Annotated in this window: 27 protein-coding genes; 2 read left to right on the top strand and 25 right to left on the bottom strand. The window is 38.6% G+C overall.

Annotated elements, in window-relative coordinates:
* Positions 1-182: 182 nt before the first annotated feature.
* Positions 183-401 carry a hypothetical protein gene (locus AC0NJG_RS26575; protein ID WP_000900296.1) on the bottom strand — a complete coding sequence of 73 codons (219 nt, stop codon included), beginning with the start codon at positions 399-401 and terminating at the stop codon, positions 183-185.
* A 170-nt stretch (positions 402-571) separates the two neighbouring features.
* Here AC0NJG_RS26575 and pdaB point away from each other — a divergent pair, with 170 nt between their 5' ends.
* Positions 572-1336, top strand: a complete 765-nt coding sequence (pdaB, locus tag AC0NJG_RS26580; RefSeq protein WP_000464710.1) for a polysaccharide deacetylase family sporulation protein PdaB — start codon at positions 572-574, stop codon at positions 1334-1336.
* Between the two features lie 103 nt (positions 1337-1439).
* On the opposite strand, the gene kbaA is transcribed toward pdaB, so the two are convergent.
* Entirely contained in the window at positions 1440-2051 is a 612-nt protein-coding gene (gene kbaA, locus AC0NJG_RS26585) for a KinB signaling pathway activation protein KbaA (RefSeq protein WP_048553548.1), read from the bottom strand.
* Between the two features lie 139 nt (positions 2052-2190).
* Between kbaA and gerD the strand changes: the two genes are divergently transcribed.
* The gene (gerD, locus tag AC0NJG_RS26590; RefSeq protein ID WP_087951336.1) at positions 2191-2808 is read left to right on the top strand and encodes a spore germination protein GerD; all 618 of its coding nucleotides are present in this window, start codon (positions 2191-2193) and stop codon (positions 2806-2808) included.
* A gap of 56 nt (positions 2809-2864) precedes the next feature.
* Here gerD and AC0NJG_RS26595 read toward each other — a convergent pair whose 3' ends face one another.
* The 23 genes from AC0NJG_RS26595 to rplF form a co-directional block, all read right to left on the bottom strand.
* Positions 2865-3932, bottom strand: a complete 1068-nt coding sequence (locus AC0NJG_RS26595) for an Mrp/NBP35 family ATP-binding protein (protein WP_087951335.1) — start codon at positions 3930-3932, stop codon at positions 2865-2867.
* A 144-nt stretch (positions 3933-4076) separates the two neighbouring features.
* Entirely contained in the window at positions 4077-4790 is a 714-nt protein-coding gene (gene cwlD, locus AC0NJG_RS26600; RefSeq protein WP_000822436.1) for an N-acetylmuramoyl-L-alanine amidase CwlD, read from the bottom strand.
* 66 nt (positions 4791-4856) lie between these two features.
* Positions 4857-5285: a DUF2521 family protein gene (locus AC0NJG_RS26605; protein ID WP_087951334.1), complete on the bottom strand. Its 429-nt coding sequence runs from the start codon at positions 5283-5285 to the stop codon at positions 4857-4859.
* A gap of 162 nt (positions 5286-5447) precedes the next feature.
* Positions 5448-5840 carry a 30S ribosomal protein S9 gene (rpsI, locus tag AC0NJG_RS26610; RefSeq protein ID WP_000079986.1) on the bottom strand — a complete coding sequence of 131 codons (393 nt, stop codon included), beginning with the start codon at positions 5838-5840 and terminating at the stop codon, positions 5448-5450.
* 21 nt (positions 5841-5861) lie between these two features.
* Positions 5862-6299, bottom strand: a complete 438-nt coding sequence (gene rplM, locus AC0NJG_RS26615) for a 50S ribosomal protein L13 (RefSeq protein ID WP_001260793.1) — start codon at positions 6297-6299, stop codon at positions 5862-5864.
* 152 nt (positions 6300-6451) lie between these two features.
* Positions 6452-7195, bottom strand: a complete 744-nt coding sequence (truA, locus tag AC0NJG_RS26620; protein ID WP_087951339.1) for a tRNA pseudouridine(38-40) synthase TruA — start codon at positions 7193-7195, stop codon at positions 6452-6454.
* Between the two features lie 14 nt (positions 7196-7209).
* Positions 7210-8004, bottom strand: a complete 795-nt coding sequence (locus AC0NJG_RS26625) for an energy-coupling factor transporter transmembrane component T family protein (RefSeq protein WP_001186532.1) — start codon at positions 8002-8004, stop codon at positions 7210-7212.
* The gene (locus AC0NJG_RS26630) at positions 7992-8873 is read right to left on the bottom strand and encodes an energy-coupling factor ABC transporter ATP-binding protein (RefSeq protein WP_087951333.1); all 882 of its coding nucleotides are present in this window, start codon (positions 8871-8873) and stop codon (positions 7992-7994) included. The genes AC0NJG_RS26625 and AC0NJG_RS26630 overlap by 13 nt, the downstream gene beginning before the upstream one ends.
* Positions 8849-9691 (bottom strand): energy-coupling factor ABC transporter ATP-binding protein, encoded by an 843-nt coding sequence (locus tag AC0NJG_RS26635; RefSeq protein ID WP_139869733.1) that lies wholly within the window; start codon positions 9689-9691, stop codon positions 8849-8851. The genes AC0NJG_RS26630 and AC0NJG_RS26635 overlap by 25 nt, the downstream gene beginning before the upstream one ends.
* Before the next feature lie 103 nt (positions 9692-9794).
* Positions 9795-10157, bottom strand: a complete 363-nt coding sequence (gene rplQ / locus AC0NJG_RS26640; RefSeq protein WP_000331490.1) for a 50S ribosomal protein L17 — start codon at positions 10155-10157, stop codon at positions 9795-9797.
* A 35-nt stretch (positions 10158-10192) separates the two neighbouring features.
* Positions 10193-11137 (bottom strand): DNA-directed RNA polymerase subunit alpha, encoded by a 945-nt coding sequence (locus AC0NJG_RS26645; RefSeq protein ID WP_000569643.1) that lies wholly within the window; start codon positions 11135-11137, stop codon positions 10193-10195.
* Between the two features lie 180 nt (positions 11138-11317).
* Positions 11318-11707 carry a 30S ribosomal protein S11 gene (rpsK, locus tag AC0NJG_RS26650; protein WP_000101799.1) on the bottom strand — a complete coding sequence of 130 codons (390 nt, stop codon included), beginning with the start codon at positions 11705-11707 and terminating at the stop codon, positions 11318-11320.
* 24 nt (positions 11708-11731) lie between these two features.
* Positions 11732-12097: a 30S ribosomal protein S13 gene (gene rpsM / locus AC0NJG_RS26655; protein ID WP_000090788.1), complete on the bottom strand. Its 366-nt coding sequence runs from the start codon at positions 12095-12097 to the stop codon at positions 11732-11734.
* 21 nt (positions 12098-12118) lie between these two features.
* Entirely contained in the window at positions 12119-12232 is a 114-nt protein-coding gene (gene rpmJ, locus AC0NJG_RS26660) for a 50S ribosomal protein L36 (protein WP_000868344.1), read from the bottom strand.
* A gap of 35 nt (positions 12233-12267) precedes the next feature.
* On the bottom strand, positions 12268-12486 hold the full coding sequence (infA, locus tag AC0NJG_RS26665; RefSeq protein ID WP_001029884.1) for a translation initiation factor IF-1: 219 nt from the start codon (positions 12484-12486) through the stop codon (positions 12268-12270).
* Between the two features lie 68 nt (positions 12487-12554).
* Entirely contained in the window at positions 12555-13301 is a 747-nt protein-coding gene (map, locus tag AC0NJG_RS26670; RefSeq protein WP_000582539.1) for a type I methionyl aminopeptidase, read from the bottom strand.
* Positions 13301-13951 carry an adenylate kinase gene (locus AC0NJG_RS26675; protein WP_001048992.1) on the bottom strand — a complete coding sequence of 217 codons (651 nt, stop codon included), beginning with the start codon at positions 13949-13951 and terminating at the stop codon, positions 13301-13303. Before AC0NJG_RS26675 ends, map begins: the two co-directional genes overlap by 1 nt.
* Before the next feature lie 56 nt (positions 13952-14007).
* Positions 14008-15309, bottom strand: a complete 1302-nt coding sequence (gene secY, locus AC0NJG_RS26680; RefSeq protein ID WP_474063639.1) for a preprotein translocase subunit SecY — start codon at positions 15307-15309, stop codon at positions 14008-14010.
* On the bottom strand, positions 15309-15749 hold the full coding sequence (gene rplO, locus AC0NJG_RS26685) for a 50S ribosomal protein L15 (protein ID WP_000766080.1): 441 nt from the start codon (positions 15747-15749) through the stop codon (positions 15309-15311). The genes secY and rplO overlap by 1 nt, the downstream gene beginning before the upstream one ends.
* Before the next feature lie 33 nt (positions 15750-15782).
* Positions 15783-15965, bottom strand: a complete 183-nt coding sequence (gene rpmD, locus AC0NJG_RS26690; RefSeq protein ID WP_001085234.1) for a 50S ribosomal protein L30 — start codon at positions 15963-15965, stop codon at positions 15783-15785.
* Positions 15966-15978: 13 nt separating this feature from the next.
* Positions 15979-16479 (bottom strand): 30S ribosomal protein S5, encoded by a 501-nt coding sequence (gene rpsE, locus AC0NJG_RS26695; protein ID WP_000554646.1) that lies wholly within the window; start codon positions 16477-16479, stop codon positions 15979-15981.
* Between the two features lie 21 nt (positions 16480-16500).
* Positions 16501-16863 carry a 50S ribosomal protein L18 gene (rplR, locus tag AC0NJG_RS26700; RefSeq protein WP_000628816.1) on the bottom strand — a complete coding sequence of 121 codons (363 nt, stop codon included), beginning with the start codon at positions 16861-16863 and terminating at the stop codon, positions 16501-16503.
* Between the two features lie 31 nt (positions 16864-16894).
* The gene (gene rplF / locus AC0NJG_RS26705) at positions 16895-17434 is read right to left on the bottom strand and encodes a 50S ribosomal protein L6 (protein ID WP_000086558.1); all 540 of its coding nucleotides are present in this window, start codon (positions 17432-17434) and stop codon (positions 16895-16897) included.
* Positions 17435-17463 lie beyond the last annotated feature (29 nt).

The following is a 17463-nucleotide window of genomic DNA, read 5'->3' on the forward strand; positions in this document are numbered from 1 at the left end:
GTTGTTTGTTTCGTTCAGTTTTCAAAGAACTACTTGGTCGCTCATTTGCGACTTCCTTATGTTAACATCTTCATTTTTCAATGTCAACTAAGTTTTTTAATTTCTTTTTTGTCGTCTTTTGCGTTTCCGCATCAGCGACGGTTATTAATTTATCATATAATAACCATTAGCGTCAACACTTTTTAATAAAAAGTTCTTTTTCTTACATAACGAATACATTCCTCTGCATTAGCGACTCTTCGAAACAAACAAAAAATGATTTTATATCTTTCTTCCATTGCCTTTTTTACAACGTCATGAATACGTTCATCTTCAAAATCAAATAAAAGTTCTTCTAACTCTCTCTTCAATATGTATTCCATTTCTTTTTTCTCTTCTTTCGTTAACATAAACCCAAGCAAATCATCACCTCAGTCATTTCTTACAGAGCAATAAGTATTAAGCCCATTTTCATTTAACAAAATCCTACCATCCATTATATCCACTACTTACGATATTAATCCCTTGTTCTCTTTTTTATATTTACAGCATATATGTAACTGAAAAGGATTGGACAAAGGGGCGTAATATTATGTTTTTCTTTTTTATTACGAGTAAAAGAAACTTTAAACACATTAGCTTAATAGTGATACTTTCCTTATTTACAGCATGGCTACTCTTTTTGAAAACATATTCACACGAGTCTGCTTTTTCAACCGCTACAGGACCTAAAGTTATTTACAAAGGCGACACCTCTAAAAAACAAGTTGCATTCACGTTTGATATTAGTTGGGGAGACAAAAAAGCAATTCCAATCCTTGATACACTTAAAGAAAGAGATATTAAGAATGCAACCTTCTTCCTTTCTGCTGCATGGGCAGAAAGACACCCTGATGTCGTTGAACGCATCATAAAAGATGGACATGAAATTGGTAGTATGGGTTATAATTACACGTCCTACACTTCTCTAGAGACAAATGAAATACGAAGAGATCTTCTGCGAGCACAAGATGTTTTTACAAAACTCGGTGTGAAACAAATCAAACTATTACGTCCACCTAGTGGAGACTTTAACAAGGCAACACTTAAAATAGCAGAATCACTCGGATACACTGTCGTTCATTGGAGTAATAACTCAAACGATTGGAAAAACCCTGGCGTAAACAATATCGTTTCCACCGTCTCTAATAATTTAAAAGGTGGAGATATCGTCTTATTACATGCATCCGATTCTGCCCTTCAAACAAATAAAGCTTTGCCACTGCTTCTACAGAAATTAAAGAGTGACGGCTATGAGCAAATATCCGTATCACAACTTATTTCCAACACAAGTACGAAAAGTAAAGATGTTCAATAATTCTTTACACATAAAAAGCTCTACTACCTTTCATTCAGGTAATAGAGCTTTTTCATCCCGATATTTTCATTCGTACAACTATCCTGCGTAAAAACTCTCCTAATTAGGCCGACTTACTCGTCTTTCCAATTAAACGATGTAATATAAGTAACTGATATGCATTACATAATAAAAGTGGTATCACCATTAAATATAACCAATCTGTATCATTAATTCGAAGCGCTGGTACCCACTCAAGAATTGTTACAACGACCATAAAAAACAAAGCTGGCACAAATGCCTTTTTATTCGTTTCCTTACTTTTTACATAAGCAACGATGGCTCCAAACATAAATAACACACCAGCAACAAGTATGTTATTCCCTAATGAAACTTCCCCATTTGCAATCAATACCGATCTTAAATACACGAAATCAAATAAAACGAATGCAATAAAGAAGAGCTGGACTATATTCCATAAAGAAGACGACCGGAACATTCCTAGTCCAAAACGGTGGATTGTTAAATAAGCAAAGAACCCCATTTGACTTATCACACTAAAAATAAATCCTACACCCATCAACCAGAAGGAAACTGCCAAAATTTCCTTTCCGTCGAAATTTTGAAAAAATTTAGCGTACTTGTCCCACTCTAAAACAAATCCAATAATAACCGTACTAACCCCACCAAGAAACAACGTCGTAAAAAATAGTCGTACCCACTTGCGGCTATTCACAACACATCCCCCATTATCCTTATATTTCTAATTAAATTGTATCAATGACAATTTCAAAAAGCTAGCCATGTTCATGTATAAATTCCTTAAAGATATTTATATTAAAAAGAGAGAACTGTGCTGAAAGGAGTTCCAACTTATGAAACGGATGCTGCTCGTTTTGACTTCTTCTTTTCTATTCCTTGTACTTGTAGCATGTGCACAAGAAAAAGAAGCAAAGTCCGAACTTGATTATGATCAAACGAAGAAAATGATTGTTGATATTTTAAAAACCGACCAAGGTAAGAAAGCCATTCAAGATGTGTTAACTGATGAAAAAATGAAACAAGCACTCATACTAGATGAAACAGTGGTAAAGAAAACGATTGAAGATGCAATGGTATCCGATAAAGGGCAACAATTCTGGGAAAAGCTCTTTAAAGACCCTGAGTTCTCATCGAAATTCGCTAAAAGTATGGGAAAAGAACAAACAGCCTTAATGAAAACATTACTAAAAGACCCTGAATACCAAGCAGGCGTTATAGAAATTATGAAAAACCCTGAAGTAGAAAAAATGATGTTACAAACGATGAAGAGCAAAGAATACCGGCAATATTTACAACAAGTACTAACAGAAACTGCTGAAAGCCCACTCTTCCAAGCTAAGATGATTGATATTATTAGTAAAGGTGTCCAAAAAGCCGAAAAAAGTGGTTCTGATAAAAAGGAAGCCGGCGGTGAAGGTGGTTCCCAAGCAGGTAAAAAGGAACAGCAGTAAAAATAATAACGATAATAATGAGTGGACAATATATGTATCATCCACTCATTATTATTTTATTTTTGTGCAACAGCTGTTTTATCAATTACCGTTTCAGCTATTGTGCGATAAATAAGACCTGTCGTATGCGTATCTTCATATACTGACGGCGCAAAATCTTCTTTATTCCAATCAGGTTGTTGAAGCGGGATTCGGCCAAGTACTTCTGTTTGAAGTTCTGTAGCTAATTTATCTCCTCCACCTCTTCCAAACACATATTCTTTTTCGCCAGTTGTTTTACTTTCAAAATAAGCCATATTTTCAACAACACCAAGAATACTATGTTCTGTACGTAAAGCCATTGCTCCGGCACGTGCTGCTACAAATGCCGCTGTTGGATGGGGTGTTGTGACAATAATCTCTTTACAAGCCGGCAACATCGAATGTAAGTCTAGCGCAACATCACCTGTACCTGGTGGTAAATCTAAAACTAAATAATCTAAATCGCCCCATTCTACTTCTGTAAAGAAATGATTTAACATTTTCCCAAGCATAGGCCCTCTCCAAATAACCGGTGCATTATCTTCTACAAAGAACCCCATTGAGATTACCTTTACACCTAGACGCTCCACTGGAATGATTTTATCTCCTCTTACTACAGGGCGTTTTTCTATCCCCATCATATCAGGTACGCTAAAACCATAAATATCAGCATCAATGATACCAACCTTTTTCCCTAAACGAGCTAGAGCGATAGCAAGGTTAACAGAAACTGTTGATTTTCCTACTCCACCTTTTCCACTCGCCACTGCTAAAAATGTCGTTTTCGAATTTGGTGACAATAAGGATTCAGTTTGCTCTTCTTCTTGTTCTGGTGCAAACTGAGCTAATTCCTCTTCTGTAAATTCTGCAAAGCGAAGCCCTACTGTTGCTGCTCCCAGTTCTTTTACTAACTTTACAATTCCAGATTGCAATTGCATTTGTTCCGCTGTACCGGTTTTTACAATTGCAATTTTCACACTTACATGTCCCTTCTCAGGCTTGACTGTTACCTCTTTAATTGCCCCTGTTTCTTTTAACGTTTTATGTAAAAACGGATCTACAATCCCCTCTAGCGCTTCCACTACTTGTTCTTTCGTTACCATAATTAGCCCAGCCCCCTGTATGAAAAATAACATAATGTTAATTAAATATATCTCTCTTCACTTTTTAAATAAATGCGTTTACATTTCCAGTATAACATATTTTCGGAAAACTTCGTTAACGAGAGAAACGCAAAAAAATCCTCCTTATTCTGGAGGATTTCCTTTTTCCGTGAAATAACGTAATATACCACGATATACTGCAGCCGCTACCTTTTGCTGATATTTCTCCGAATTTAACATATATCTTTCATTTACATTCGATAAAAAGCCAGCTTCAATTAAAGCGCCTGGTGTTTTCGCATACTTTAATAAATACACATGAGAAATTGTTTTAGCAGAACGATTTGTATTCTCTAAACTCGTTCTCAACTCAGCTTGTATAAATTTCGCAGCACGTTCATTTTCAATTGAAGAACGGTAATAGAACGTTTGTGCGCCTTTCGATCCACTACTCGTTAAAGCATTTAAATGGATACTTGCAAAAAAGTCTACATCGGGTTTATTAATAATCTCTACACGTTTTTTTAAATCTTCTGCTTTACGTCTACTATATGACTTTGTATCTTTCTGGGCTAAATCATAATCTCCCTCACGTGTTAAAATAACTAGTGCACCTTGTTCTTGTAAATAATCTTGTACCTTCTTTGTAATCTCAAGCGTAATATCTTTTTCTACAATATCCTTGCCACCAACAGCCCCTCCGTCTGGTCCACCATGCCCAGCATCTAATACGATTACTTTCCCTGATAAGGGTAAATTCCAAGCTCGCCACGATTTTGTAATTTGAAATTCTTGTTTTACTAAAAAAAACAAAATAACCGCAGCGAGTGCAAAAGAGATAATTCGAATTCTCTTCATACCTTTCCTCCTCCAGCTAGTCCCTCTAATTACTTATATGGGACAAGAGGAAAGTTTATGCTTGTCTTAATGAAGCTTTAATCGATATCTTCTTTCACCTTTTTCATATCCTTCCTGCCACCATAAGCCGATAAACTGCTGGCAAGATTCAAAAAGTAATTCCTCATCTTGTAACTTAATCTCCCGCATAGTCATGCTCGTTAAAAATTGAAATAGTGTTTCCGTTAATTGTCGCTCTTCTTCTAAGGCCCTATATTTCACATCAAAGAACGATTCGCCATAATAACCAAATTTGCTATACCTCGCTCCTAATAAATACGATTCTATCCCTAATTCAATGCAGTAATCTTCATACTGACGATGAAGTTCCTGCATCTGAAAGGCATCTCTAATATTTGAACGTAATGTTTTTAATGATAATTCCCGCAGCATCTTCCGCTCATATTTCAACTGCTTTTCTTTTTGTTTTTCTTGTAAGCTGACAATGACATTCATAGTACTTATAAACCTCCCTAATACGTATTAGTCTAAACTTCTAAAGAAGAAGCATACGCGAGAGGATAGCACTAAAATATTCCAAACTACAAAAATTTCAAAAGAGGAATGAAACATAAAAAAACCCCAACCAAAATGGTTGGGGTTTGTAGTTCGCAAAAATTAACGTTTTGAGAACTGAGGTGCACGACGTGCGCCTTTAAGACCGTATTTTTTACGCTCTTTCATACGTGCGTCACGAGTTAATAGACCTGCACGTTTTAGTGTTAGACGGTATTCTGGATCAGCTTTTAATAAAGCGCGAGAAATACCGTGACGAATAGCACCAGCTTGACCAGTGTATCCACCACCATTTACGTTTACAAGTACATCGTAGTTACCTAAAGTTTCTGTTGCAACTAGAGGTTGTTTCACTACTTCACGTAATGCAGCAAATGGGATATAGTTTTCAAAATCACGACCGTTAATGATAACGCGTCCTTCGCCTGGAACTAGGCGTACGCGCGCTACTGAACTCTTACGACGTCCAGTGCCATAGTATTGAACCTGTGCCAAAGTAAGCCCTCCTTTAATTGATTATCCGCGAAGTTCGTAAACTTCTGGTTTTTGTGCTTGGTGTGGATGCTCTGCTCCAGCATACACGTTTAGTTTCTTAGAAACTTGACGGCCTAAGCGTCCTTTTGGAAGCATGCCTTTAATTGCAAGCTCTAACATTTGTACAGGGTAGTTTGTACGCATTTCAAGAGCTGTTCTTTGTTTAAGTCCACCTGGGTGGTTAGTGTGACGGTAGTAAATTTTATCGTTTAATTTATTACCTGTTAAATGAATTTTCTCAGCGTTAATAATAATTACATGATCACCCGTGTCAACGTGTGGTGTAAATGTAGGTTTGTTTTTACCACGTAAAATGGATGCTACTTCACTAGCAAGGCGACCTAAAGTTTGACCTTCAGCATCAACCACATACCATTTACGCTCAACTTCGTTAGCTTTTGCCATAAAAGTCGTACGCATGTGTTTCCCTCCTCGTTATCTTTTCCATAGAAAAAATCTATTGTTTATCTTAAACACGATTTCCTTCCGGGGCTAATCGTGGTTTTAGAAACAATACCATATGTTATGATATACTTTTGAGTTTCTAATGTCAAGCAAATGTTACACCAGGATTAGTTGTTATAGTTTACCTGCCATAAATAAAGCCCATGACCAGGAGCCATCTTTCCAGCAAACTGACGATTTTGTTTCGCTAGAATCTCTGGAATGCTATCCGGATCAAGCTTTCCTTGCCCTACGCTCAGTAACGTACCAACAATAATCCTGACCATATTATATAAAAATCCATTACCTACAAAACGAAAAATTAATTCGTCGTCTTGCTCAATTAGCTCAATTTCATAAATTGTTCTCACTTTATCTTTTTTGTCAGTTTTTGCCGAACAAAAAGAAGTGAAATCATGCGTTCCAATAAAATAAGGGATCGCTTTTCTTATAGCGTTTATTTCGAGCGGATATGGATATTGATATACGTAATTTCTACGGAATACATCCGCAGTCTTTGATAATAATACACGATAACGATATTCTTTTCTCTCGACACCGTAACGTGCATGAAATTCTTCTGTTTTTTTCTCTACCTGTGTGATAACAATATCATCTGGTAACATTGTGTTTAATGCATTGCTCCATTGCCACTCTTTAAGAGACAACGGTGTATCAAAGTGTATCACTTGTCCTTTAGCATGAACAGTAGAATCTGTTCTGCCCGATGCCTGAACACGGACAAGTTCCCCTTTATGCAATTTCTGTAAAGCTTTCTCTATTTCTTGTTGAACAGTACGATGCTGCGGTTGAATTTGATAACCACAAAAATGCATGCCATCATATGCAACCGTACATTTTATTCTATCCATTTCTTTATTCTCCATTACGATCGCACCCATGCCAAAATACAAGCTAAACAAAGTAAGCTTATAATCGTTACTGTATCGCTTGTTTTCCAGCGTAGTTGCCTGAATTTAGTACGTCCTTCGCCACTTTGATATCCACGGGCTTCCATAGCAATTGCTAAGTCCTCTGCACGTTTAAAAGCACTGATAAATAGAGGAACGAGTAGTGAAATGATAGCTTTCATCCTATCTTTTATCGGTCCCCCTGCAAAATCAATACCACGTGACGATTGTGCCTTCATTATTTTACTCGTTTCATCCATTAATGTCGGAATAAAACGAAGAGAAATTGACATCATTAATGCGATTTCATGAACAGGAACTTTTATACGCTTCAACGGCTTTAATAACGTCTCCAAACCATCTGTAATCTCAATGGGTGTCGTCGTTAACGTTAATAATGTCGTCATTAAAATAATAACGAAGAATCGTATAGAAATGTATATTCCTTGCTCTAATCCTTTTTCATGTATCGAAAACCAACCAAGCTGGAATAGTACTTCCCCTTCTTTATTTGTAAAAATATGCAGGAAAAATGTAAAAAGAAAAATCCATAGAATTGGTTTTAAGCCCGAAAGTACATAACGAATCGGCACTTTTGCAAAAAATAAAGCAATGAGTGCATATAAAAATAAAAATCCATATGAAATCGCATTATTTGCTAAGAAAACAACAAATACATATAAAAAGACAATCAGCAGCTTCGTACGTGGATCAAGTTGATGAATAAGAGAATTCCCTGGAATATATCTTCCAATAATCAACTGCTGCATGATTCATGACCACCTTTTCGTAACACCTGCACAACTTCATGAGTAAGATCCTCTAAAGATAAGGTAGCCTTTGGGATTGAAATGCCAAACTTCTCTTCAATTGCACGTTTATACTTTAAAGACATAGGAAGATCCACGCCAATTTTCTCTAGTTCATCAGCATGTGAAAATACTTCCTCTGCACTTCCTTGCAAAAAGACCGTTCCTTTATGCATGACTACAATCTGCTCGGCATATTTAGCAGCATCCTCCATATTATGCGTTACAAGGATAACTGTAAGGCCTTTCTCCTTATGTAGCTTATAAAACATCTCCATAAGTTCATTTTGCCCTTTTGGATCTAGTCCTGCTGTAGGTTCATCTAATACAAGCACTTCGGGTTCCATCGCTAATACGCCTGCTATCGCAACACGCCTCATTTGCCCACCACTTAACTCAAATGGTGAACGTACTAACAGTTCTGGTTCTAACCCTACAAGTTCAATTGCCTCTCTTGCCTTTTGCTGCGCTTCTTCTACAGATACACCAAAATTAGTAGGTCCGAAGCAAATATCTTTCTCCACAGTCTCTTCAAACAACTGATGTTCTGGAAATTGAAAGACAACCCCTACCTTTTTACGTAGTGGCTTTAGCTTTTTTTCTTTCTTTCCTGCCGAAATGAAATGTTCACCAATTTGAACTGTGCCATTTGTCGGCTGCAATAAACCATTTAAATGTTGAATCATCGTCGACTTACCTGAACCAGTATGACCGATAATGGCATAATAGCCCCCACTTGGAAACGACACGTCTACATCATAAAGTGCGCGTCTTTCAAATGGAGTTTTATATTGATAACGATGTTCTACTTTTTGGAATGTAATCTCCAAAGTTCGTTCACCAAGCTTTCCATTGTAAGATGCGTATTTTGCAAGAGAATTTCATTTCTTTTTAATAATTCTGCTATTTTCACTGAAAATGGTACATCTAATCCAATTTCTTGGAGCATATGAGAGGACTTGAAAATTTGTTCTGGAGTCCCTTCCTCTAATATCTCTCCCTTATTTAAAATAATGACACGGTCTGACTGTGCCGCTTCTTCTAAATCGTGAGTAATTGATAACACGGTAATACCTTTTTCATTAACAAGTTGTCTAACCGTTTCTACCACTTCACGTCTCCCTTGAGGGTCTAGCATTGACGTTGCTTCATCTAATATCAAAATAGATGGCTGAAGTGCTAAAACGCCTGCTATTGCTACTCGCTGCTTTTGCCCACCAGATAACGAATGTGGCTCATCATTAAGAAAATCTTCCATACGGACTAGTCGTAAGGCCTGATCTAATCTTTCTACCATTTGCTCTCTTGGCATTCCGATATTCTCTAAACCAAAGACAACGTCATCTTGCACTGTTGTTCCAACAAATTGATTATCTGGATTTTGAAATACCATCCCAATTTGTTTTCGAACATCCCATACCGTTTCCTCTGACAAAACCATTGCATCATTTACTGTAATTGTCCCTGCTTCCGGCAAAAACAAACCATTCAATAATTTTGCAAGTGTAGACTTCCCAGAACCGTTTTGTCCAATAACAGATACCCATTCTCCTTCATATAAGGAGAATGAAACATCTTTTAATGCATAAGTGGCTGCACCAGGATATTGAAATGATATATTTTCTGTCCGAAGTTTCTCTTTTTTCAATACAAGGCACCCTTTCCTTCGCCAAGTAAGCCTATTTTTATATTTAAAAAAAAGGGCCATGACCAGTTTCTTGAAAAGAACTGTCCTGCCCTTTTAATTATCATTATACTAACTCGATAATTACCATTGGTGCTGCGTCTCCGCGACGTGGACCAATTTTTGCAATACGAGTGTATCCGCCTTGGCGCTCAGCATAGCGTGGAGCTACATCAGCGAATAGTTTTTGAAGTGCATCTTGACCAGTCTCAGCGTTAGCTACTTCATTGCGAATGAAAGCTGCTGCTTGACGACGAGCATGAAGATCTCCGCGTTTACCTAAAGTGATCATTTTTTCCACTACAGAACGAAGTTCTTTTGCACGAGTTTCTGTCGTTTGGATGCGCTCGTTGATAATTAAATCAGTAGCTAAGTCACGTAACATAGCTTTACGTTGCGCACTTGTACGGCCTAATTTTCTGTATGCCATTCGTAGTTCCCTCCTTTGTTGATGGGTTTAAATCCTCAGTCGTCTTTACGTAAACCTAAACCTAATTCCTCAAGTTTATGTTTAACTTCTTCTAAGGATTTACGTCCTAAGTTACGAACTTTCATCATATCTTCTTCTGTTTTGTTCGCAAGCTCTTGTACAGTATTAATTCCTGCACGTTTTAGGCAATTATAAGAACGAACAGAAAGGTCTAGTTCTTCGATAGTCATCTCAAGAACTTTCTCTTTTTGATCTTCTTCCTTCTCGACCATAATCTCAGCATTTTGTGCTTCATCAGTTAAACCAACAAAGATATTTAAATGCTCAGTTAAGATTTTGGCACCTAAAGAGATAGCTTCTTTTGGCCCGATGCTTCCATCCGTCCATACATCAAGCGTAAGCTTATCATAATTAGCCACTTGTCCGACACGTGTCTTTTCCACTTGGTAAGTCACACGTGATACTGGAGTATAAATAGAATCAATAGGAATTACTCCTATTGGTTGATCTTCGCTTTTATTTGCATCAGCTGGCGTATACCCACGGCCACGCTTTGCAGTTAAACGCACGCGGAAATGCGCATCTTTTGCTAACGTTGCAATGTGTAAATCTGGATTTAAGATTTCTACATCACTATCGTGAGTAATATCAGCAGCTGTGACAATACCTTCGCCCTGCACATCAATTTCCAACGTCTTCTCTTCTTCAGAGTAGATTTTAAGAGCTAACTTTTTCAAGTTTAAGATGATCGTTGTAACGTCTTCTACTACGCCCTCAACTGTTGAAAATTCATGTAATACGCCATCGATTTGGATAGCAGTAACAGCGGCACCAGGGAGTGAAGATAAAAGAATACGACGTAAGGAGTTACCCAACGTAGTACCATATCCACGCTCAAGCGGTTCAATTACGAATTTACCATATTTAGCATCTTCGTTAAGTTCAACCGTTTCGATTTTCGGCTTTTCGATTTCAATCATTAACTAAACCCTCCTTCAAAACGTCGAAACCCCGGTTAAACAAAGGTATAACCCCTGTCTAACCGAAAGTCCCCCTTAGGCAGTTCCCGATTGTGCACAACAAGCGATGTTTCTGTACGAAATTTCTCGATAATGCATCATATCCATTATAGACAAAAGGGAAAATTCTATACAGAAAAATTACACACGACGACGTTTTGGTGGACGACATCCATTATGAGGAACTGGAGTAACATCTCTAATTGCTGTTACTTCTAGACCTGCAGCTTGAAGAGCACGAATTGCAGCTTCACGACCAGCACCAGGACCTTTAACAGTAACCTCTAAAGTTTTTAAACCGTGCTCCATTGCAGCTTTAGCAGCAGTTTCAGCAGCCATTTGCGCAGCGAATGGAGTAGATTTACGAGATCCACGGAAACCAAGTGCACCAGCACTAGACCAAGAAAGTGCGTTACCGTGAGTATCTGTAAGTGTTACGATTGTGTTGTTGAAAGTAGAACGAATATGAGCTACACCAGCTTCAATATTCTTTTTCACACGTTTTTTACGAGTGTTTGTTTTACGTGCCATTGTTAGTTCAACCTCCTTTACTTATTATTTCTTTTTATTTGCTACTGTACGACGTGGACCTTTACGTGTACGAGCATTGTTTTTAGAGTTTTGACCACGAACTGGTAAACCACGACGGTGACGAAGACCACGGTAAGAACCGATCTCCATTAGACGTTTGATGTTAAGAGATACTTCACGACGAAGGTCTCCCTCAACTTTAATACGATCGATGATATCACGGATACGTCCTAATTCGTCTTCCGTTAAATCACGAACTCGTGTTTCTTCAGAAATACCTGCTTCTGCAAGAATTTTTTCAGCAGTTGTGCGACCAATGCCGAATACGTAAGTTAAAGAAATAACAACGCGTTTGTCTCGAGGAATATCTACACCTGCGATACGTGCCATTACGAATGCACCTCCTTCTGATTAACCTTGTTTTTGTTTATGTTTAGGGTTTTCACAAATAACCATTACTTTTCCACGTCTACGAATAACTTTACATTTTTCGCAGATTGGTTTAACTGACGGTCTTACTTTCATGTCTCGAACCTCCTTAAAGATTACGGAGTGCTATATTATTTAAAACGGTACGTAATACGACCACGATTTAAATCGTACGGAGATAATTCTACCGTAACTTTGTCTCCTGGTAAAATACGAATGAAGTTCATACGGATTTTACCAGAAACGTGAGCCAATACGACATGCCCATTCTCTAATTCTACTTTGAACATAGCATTTGGCAACGTTTCAAGAACGGTACCTTCGACTTCAATTACATCATCTTTAGCCATTCAATAGTTCTCCCTTCATCAAATCAGTAACATTTTACACTGCTCTGAAATCCCGGAGAGCCAGCTACTTATAAAGTGGTAAGGATTTCGTATCCTGCTTCTGTAAGAGCAATCGTGTGCTCAAAATGGGCACACCATTTACCATCTACCGTTACCACTGTCCAGTCATCAGATAGTGTTTTTACATATCGTCTTCCTTGATTCACCATCGGCTCAACACAGATGACCATTCCCGGCTTTAATCTAGGGCCTCTATTTGGTGGACCATAGTGCGGGATTTGAGGGTCCTCATGTAAGTCTTGCCCGATTCCGTGACCAACATACTCCCTAACGATCGAGAATCCATTCTCTTCAGCATGGGTTTGAACCGCATGTGAGATATTTGATAATCTCTCGCCTGGTTTTACTTGTTCTAGACCAAGATACAACGATTTTTCTGTGACATCAAGTAGCTTTTGAACAGATTCAGAAATGTTTCCAACTGGATACGTCCATGCAGAATCTCCATGGTACCCATTGTATTTCGCACCAATATCGATACTGATGATATCGCCCTCTTTGAGCTTGCGCTTTCCTGGAATTCCGTGTACAAGCTCTTCATTTACAGAAGCACATATGCTCCCCGGAAATCCGTTGTATCCTTTAAAAGATGGCGTAGCACCATATTTTTGAATCGTCTTTTCCGCTATTTGATCGAGCTCTTTCGTTGTAATTCCTGGAGTAATGTGTTGTTTTAACTCTTGATGAGTTAAAGCAACGATCCTGCCAGCTTCTCGCATGATTTCTATCTCGCGAGGAGTTTTGCAGATTATCATTACGCTAAGCCTCCGATGAGAACATCGATATCAGCAAATACTTTATTGATATCTTGCTCACCATTAATGCTTTGTAGGTAACCAAGCTCCTCGTAGAAATCAAGCAAAGGTTTAGTTTGCTTAATATTTACATCTAAGCGATTTGCTACAGTTTCTTCATTGTCATCAGAGCGTTGATATAATTCGCCACCACATTTATCACACACGTCAGCTTTTGCTGGCGCATTGAATTCTAAGTGGTAAGTCGCACCGCACTCTTTACAAATGCGACGGCCTGTAAGGCGTTTTAATAACAACCCTGAATCCACATTAATGTTTAAAACATAGTCGATTTTTTTGCCAAGATCTTTCATAATCTCTTCAAGAGCTGATGCTTGTGCAACAGTTCGTGGGAAACCATCTAATAAGAAGCCTCTTACGCAGTCTTCTTGACTTAAACGTTCACGAACGATTCCGATTGTAACTTCATCTGGAACAAGTGCACCTTTATCAATAAAAGATTTTGCTTGTAAACCCATTTCAGTTTCAGCCTTCATAGCTGCACGGAACATATCTCCTGTTGAGATGTGAGGGATGTTATACTTGGCAACAATCTGTTCGGCTTGTGTACCTTTACCAGCACCAGGAAGCCCCATTAAAATTAAGTTCATCCTTGTTCCCCCTCAGAGTACATGAGCATGTAGGGAAGACAATACTTCCCACTTACTCACTGCTTGATAAACCCTTTGTAATGGCGTTTTACCAGTTGGCTTTCTAGCTGCTTCATTGTTTCTAAAGCAACGCCGACAACGATTAACATACTCGTTCCACCGATCTGTGCAGATGGAGGAAGATTTCCCAGCTTCGTAAAGATAACTGGTAAGATTGCAATCGCTGCTAGGAAAATTGATCCTACAAAGGTCAAACGATACAAGATTTTTGTTAGATATTGTTCCGTATTCTTACCCGGACGATTACCTGGAACATATCCACCTTGTTTGTTTAGATTCTCTGACATTTGCTCTGGATTAACCTGAACAAACGCATAGAAATATGTGAAGGCTACAATGAGCGCAACATATATGATCATTCCCACTGGGTGAGAATAGTTAAAGTTTGCAATAATCCACTGCGATACATCATGTTTCGGGAAGAACTGTGCAATAGTCGGAGGCGTAATTAAGAATGAAACAGCAAAAATTACTGGAATAACACCAGCACTATTTACCTTAAGCGGTAAATGTGTGTTTTGTGCTCCAGCATAACCACCATTTCCTCCTGTTACACGCTTCGCATATTGAATTGGGATCTTTCTAACAGCCTGTTGAATGAAAATAACACCCACAATAACTGCTAGCACAGCTAGTAAGATCAATGCAACTTTAACGATACTCATGAACAATTGATCTCCGATATTTTGAAACTGTTGCTGATACACTTGAGATATAACACTTGGGATCGCTGCGGCAATACCACCAAAGATTAGGATGGAAATACCATTACCTACACCTTTAGCTGTAATCTGTTCACCTAACCACATTAAAAATGCAGTACCAGCAGTCAGTACCGTAGCAATGTATAAATAAGTGCTCCAACCAGGATTCAAAATTAATTGTCCACCTACCATACCGTTAAAACCGATTGACATACCAAACCCCTGAATAAACGCAAGAACAATTGTAAAATAACGCGTGAATTGCGTTAATTTACGACGGCCCATTTCACCTTGCTTCGCCCATTCCGAAAATTTAGGAACAACATCCATCTGCAATAATTGCACGATGATGGATGCTGTAATATACGGCATGATTCCCATCGCAAAGATGGAGAAGTTTTTCAAGGCTCCACCGCCAAATGTATTTAGAATACCTAAAGCATTTAATTGATCTTGTGCCTTCAGTACGTCTCCATTTGTAAATGGCACGGGGATAAACGTGCCAATCCTGAATACGATTAACATCGCTAAAGTGAATAATATTTTACGTCTTATCTCAGCAACGCGCATAAAGTTGGAGATTGTACGAAACATTAGATCACCTCAACTGATCCGCCAGCTGCTTCAATTGCTTCTTTAGCACTTGAAGAGAACTTGTGCGCTTTAACAGTTAGTTTTTTCTCTACTGCGCCGCTTGCAAGAATTTTAACACCGTCGTTTAATTTGCTGATAACGCCAGTTTCCAGCAATAATTCAGGTGTTACTTCTGTACCATCTTCAAAACGATTTAACGTTGATAAGTTTACAATAGCAAACTCTTTACGGTTAATGTTTGTGAAGCCGCGTTTTGGTAAACGACGGAATAATGGAGTTTGACCACCTTCGAAGCCAAGACGAACACCGCCGCCAGAACGTGCGTTTTGTCCTTTATGACCTTTACCAGCAGTTTTACCGTTACCAGAACCGATACCACGACCGACACGGTTACGTACTTTACGAGAACCTTCTGCAGGTTTTAATTCATGAAGTTTCATTCCCAGGCACCTCCTTATATTAATGAGTTATCCTTAAGCTTCTTTTACAGTTACAAGGTGAGAAACTTTGTTGATCATACCAAGAATAGCAGGAGTTTCTTCCTTAACTACAGTTGAATTCAACTTTTTAAGACCTAAAGCTTCTACCGTCGCACGTTGATCTTGTGGACGACCAATTACACTACGAGTGAGGGTAATTTCTAACTTTTTCGCCATTTGTTTTCCCTCCTTAACCTAGTAGCTCTTCTACAGATTTACCGCGTAATTTTGCAACATCTTCAGCGCGCTTAAGTTCGCTTAATCCGTTCACAGTAGCGCGAATCATGTTGATTGGTGTGTTAGAACCAAGAGATTTCGAAAGAATATCTTGTACACCTGCTAATTCAAGGACCGCACGAACAGGTCCACCAGCAATAACACCAGTACCCTCAGCAGCAGGCTTTAAGAATACTTCACCAGCGCCAAAATGACCGTTGATTGTGTGTGGAATTGTTGTACCAACTAATGGTACAGCGATTAAGTTTTTCTTAGCGTCTTCGATAGCTTTGCGGATTGCGTCTGGTACCTCTTGTGCTTTACCAGTACCGAATCCAACATGACCGTTTTTATCGCCAACTACAACTAGTGCAGCAAAGCGGAAACGACGACCACCCTTAACAACTTTCGCGACACGATTTATCGTAACTACACGTTCTTCAAGTTCTAATTTACTTGGGTCAATGCGATGCATCAATTTTCCCTCCTTTGACCATTAAAATTGTAATCCAGCCTCACGAGCAGCTTCAGCTAGAGCTTTAACACGGCCATGGTATAAGTAACCACCGCGATCAAATACTACTTCTTTAACGCCTTTCTCTACAGCACGCTTAGCAACTGATTCTCCAACTTTCGTAGCAGCTTCAATATTGCTAGTACCGTTAAGAGCAAGGTCTTTATCAAGAGTAGATGCACTTACTAACGTTACACCATTCACATCATCAATAACTTGAGCGTAAATATGTTGGTTAGAACGGAACACGTTTAAACGTGGACGCTCTGCAGTACCAGTAAGTTTAGCACGTACACGTGCATGTCTTTTCTTACGAGTCGCATTTTTATCAGCTTTAGTGATCATTCTTGTCACTCCTTTCTCTCACCTAACGGGTTTACTTAGCAGTTTTACCTTCTTTACGACGAACAACTTCGCCTTCGTAACGAATACCTTTACCTTTGTAAGGCTCAGGAGCACGTACAGCACGGATGTTAGCAGCGAATTCGCCAACACGTTGCTTGTCGATACCTTTGATTACGATCTTAGTTGGTGCAGGTACTTCAACTTCAAGACCTGCTTCCGGAGTCATTTCTACTGGATGAGAATAACCTACGCTTAATACAAGTTTATCACCTTGTTTTTGAGCACGGTAACCAACACCGACTAATTCAAGTCCGCGTGCGAAACCTTCAGTTACACCTTCAACCATGTTTCCGATTAAAGCACGAGTTGTACCGTGTAATGCACGGTGTTCCTTCTGTTCAGATGGACGCTCAACTGTTAATGTATTCTCTTCAATTTTGATAAGCATATCAGCATTGAAAGTACGAGTTAATTCACCTTTAGGGCCTTTTACTGTTACAGTATTGTCTTCTGCAACTGTAATAGTAACACCTGCAGGGATTTCAAGAATCTTTTTACCAATACGAGACATGTGGTCACACCTCCGTTCGTTTTAAATAT

Source organism: Bacillus sp. SSR7, from assembly GCF_055902415.1.